The organism is Leucobacter sp. M11 (assembly GCF_035726885.1).
In the GTDB taxonomy this organism is placed as follows: domain Bacteria; phylum Actinomycetota; class Actinomycetes; order Actinomycetales; family Microbacteriaceae; genus JAPFRB01.
Genome location: NZ_JAPFRB010000001.1, coordinates 464,585 through 467,840, shown reverse-complemented (window position 1 = coordinate 467,840; position 3,256 = coordinate 464,585). Strand labels below are relative to the sequence as shown.

Sequence of the window (3,256 nt, the reverse complement as noted above, 5' to 3'; positions counted from 1 at the left end):
TGACACTATCCGGTCACCGCGAATGCCGTGCCGATCACGAGGGCGACCGAGGCGATCAGGAGCCAGGCCACGATCAGCTTCCAAATGAACTTCACCCAGAGTTCGTAGGGGATTCGTGCGACCGCGAGGTAGCCCATGAGCGCGCCGGAGGTCGGGATGATCGAGTTCGTGATCGCGTCGCCGTACTGGAAGGCGAGCACCGCGACCTGGCGGTCGATGCCGAGCAGGTCCGCGAGCGGCACCATGAGCGGCATGGTGGTGGCGGCCATGCCGCTGCCCGAGGGGATGAAGAAGTTCAGGATCGCCTGGAAGAAGAACATGCCGAGCACGGTCAGCTCCGGCGGCCAGCCCGAGATCAGGCCCGAGATCGCGTTCACGATGGTGTCGAGGATGACGCCGTCCTGCATCAGGATGAGGATGGCGCGGGCGAAGCCAACGACGAGCGCGCCGAAGGCGACGGAGCGCATCCCGTCCACGAGGTTCGAGAAAGTGCCGTTCACCCCCAGGCCGCCGATCATGCCCGAGAGCATCGCGACAACGAAGAAAGACGCGGCGAGCTCGTCGAGGAACCAGCCCCAGTTGAACACGCCCCACATGTTGACGGCGATGCCCGCGGCGAGCAGCAGCAGGACGACCCCGCGGCGGCGGGTGAAGTCGGGGATCGTCTCGCTGACGGCGTAGGCGGTCGAGCCGACCTCGCCGATCCGGCCGTGCAGGATCGAGGCCTCGGGGTTCTTGCGGATCTTCGCGGCGTAGCGCATGACGTAGAAGATCGCGGCGCTGATCACGAAGACGTAGACGACGGTGCGGAAGGCGAAGCCCGAGAACAGCGGCACCTCGGCGATGCCCTGGGCGACGCCCACGGTGAAGGGGTTCATCATGCCGCCGATGAAGCCGGAGGCCGCGCCGATTGCGACCATCGCGGTGCCGACGATCGCGTCGTAGCCGAGGGACAGCGCGATACCGATGCCGATGGGCACGAAGATGATGCACTCCTCCGCCATGCCGGTGGTGAAGCCGAGCACGGAGAACAGCACCATGACGAGCGGGATCAGGAAGCGGTCGTTGGTGCCGATCTTGCGCACCAGGCGGTTGATGCCCGCGTCGATGGCCCCGGTGGCCCGGATGACGCCGAAGGCGCCGCCGACCAGGAAGATGTAGAACACGATCTGCGCGGCGGACTGCATGCCGCGCGGGATCGCCGTCACGATATCGAAGGGGGCGATGGGGGTTTTCGCGACCTGGGCGAAGGTGTCGGGGATGACCATGAGGCGGCCGTCGACGTCGACGCGCTCGAACTCTCCCGAGGGGATGAGGTAGGTCATCAGGCCGACGAGGACCACGATGCTGAGGATGATCGCGTAGGTGTGCGGGATCGCGAGGCGGCGCCGCATGGTGCGGCCGGCGCCGGTGTCGGTGGTCACGCGTTGCTTGCGGGCGGTCATGGGCGGCTGAGCTCCTGGGTGTGAAGGGTGAGGGACGCGAGGATGTCGACATCGACGTCGACGCCGAGTCCCGGGCGGTTGGTGATGTCCACGAAGGGGAGGGGGAAGCGGAGGTTGCCGGGCTCCGTCAGGAAGGCGACGGGTCCGGACAGCTCCGTGGAGACGATGTTGGGGTGGGCGAGGGCGAGGTGGTAGCCCGCGGCGGAGGAGATGCTCGTCTCGAGCATCGAGCCGATCTGCGCGGTGATGCCCCCGAGCGCCGCCTGGGTGGCGAGGCGGTTGCAGGGCAGGATGCCGCCGGACTTCATGAGCTTCAGGTTGACCATGTCCACGGATTCGTCCCGGACGAGCTGGGCGACGTGCGCCGAGGTGATCACGCCCTCGTCGGCCATGAGCGGGATCGCGGTGTGCGGGCGCAGCTGGCGGAACCCGGCGAGGTGCTCGGCGAGGAAGGGCTGCTCGACCCAGTCGATGCCGAACGGCTCGATCGCGGCGATCATGCGGCGGCTCGTGGCCACGTCGGTCCATCCCTGGTTGACGTCCACGCGGATGCCGACCGCGGGGCCAACGGCCGCGCGGACCTGGCGCACCCGCTCGACGTCCAGGGCGGGATCGCCGAGCTTCATCTTCAGGTGCGTGAAGCCCTGGGCGACGGCCGCGGTGGCCTGCTCGGCCAGCTCCGCCGGCGGCAGGATGCTGAGCACCTTCGCGATCATGGGCGGCTCGGGCTTGCGCCCGCCGAGGAGGGCGTAGACGGGCAGCCCCGCGTGCTTGCCGAAGAGGTCGTAGCAGGCGATGTCGAGGGCGGCCTTGGCCGCGCCGTTGCCGAGCAGGGCCCGGTTCATCGCCGCGTGCACCGCGTTGATGTCGGTGGGATCGGTGTCCCAGAGGGCGGGCAGGAGCTGGTCCCGCAGGGCGGCGACGACGCTGGCGATGCTCTCGCCCGTGACGTGCTCGTCGGGAACGGCCTCGCCGTAGCCCACGAGTCCCGTGTCGGTGCGCAGCGTGAGGATCACGGTGGGCATCGCGTCGTAGCGGGCGTAGGCGACGATAAAGGGCACCTTGAGGGGGACCTCAAGAACGGATATTTCTGCGCTGGTGATTCTCATCCTGGGGAGCTACCTCGTTGTAATCATGTCGCTTGGATGTCGGTAATAGGTATTCTGCTTCCCTGGGCATCCGCTGTCAATTCGAGTCGTGGCTCGCGGTGGCCCAGCCGCGCCGCGCACGCCGGACCGCGCGGGCCCGGGGGAGCGCTCCGGGCGAAGCGGGCAGCGCCGCACGGCCGTGACCGGCCCCGGCGTGCGGCGGCGGAGCCACCCCGCGCCGCCCTAACCCAGCCCGGCCCGGCGCGGCGGCGCGGCTCAGCGCTCGGGGAGCAACCGGTCCCGGAGCCGGGCCTCGACCTCCGGCGCGAGCGCGTAGACGGTGCGCGGCCGCCCGGAGGCCTGCGGGCGGTCCTGGCCCACCGCGACAAGGATCCCCGCGTCGAGGAGCTTGCGGACGGTGCGCTCGGCGGTGCGGCCGGAGGTCTGGCTCGCGCCCGCCCACTCGGCGGCGGCAAAGGGGCGAAACCCCCGCTCTTCGGCGAAGGCGAGCACCCGATCCAGCGAGCTCGCGTGCACGCGGGCCCGGGAGGCGAGCCCCGTGAGCCACGGATCGGTGTGCCGGGCCTCGCGGGCGGCGGCGTCCTCGCCGAGCGGCCCCGTCACCCGGGACTCCTCGTCCACGAGATAGGCGGCCGAGCGGTCCTCGGCGAGCGCGGCGCGGAGCGCCTGCAGGGCGTGGTCCTCGGCCTCGTAGACCTGCAG

The 3,256-nt window shown here is 70.0% G+C and carries 3 protein-coding genes; all 3 read right to left on the bottom strand.

Features of this window, described 5'->3' with window-relative positions; genetic code table 11:
* Window positions 1-5: 5 nt before the first annotated feature.
* Window positions 6-1,445: a YfcC family protein gene (locus tag OOT08_RS02380; RefSeq protein WP_325090950.1), complete on the bottom strand. Its 1,440-nt coding sequence runs from the start codon at window positions 1,443-1,445 to the stop codon at window positions 6-8.
* Window positions 1,442-2,554, bottom strand: a complete 1,113-nt coding sequence (locus OOT08_RS02375; RefSeq protein WP_325090949.1) for a mandelate racemase/muconate lactonizing enzyme family protein — start codon at window positions 2,552-2,554, stop codon at window positions 1,442-1,444. Before OOT08_RS02375 ends, OOT08_RS02380 begins: the two co-directional genes overlap by 4 nt.
* A 255-nt stretch (window positions 2,555-2,809) precedes the next feature.
* Window positions 2,810-3,256: hypothetical protein (locus tag OOT08_RS02370; protein ID WP_325090948.1), on the bottom strand; the 447-nt coding region annotated here is incomplete at its 5' end.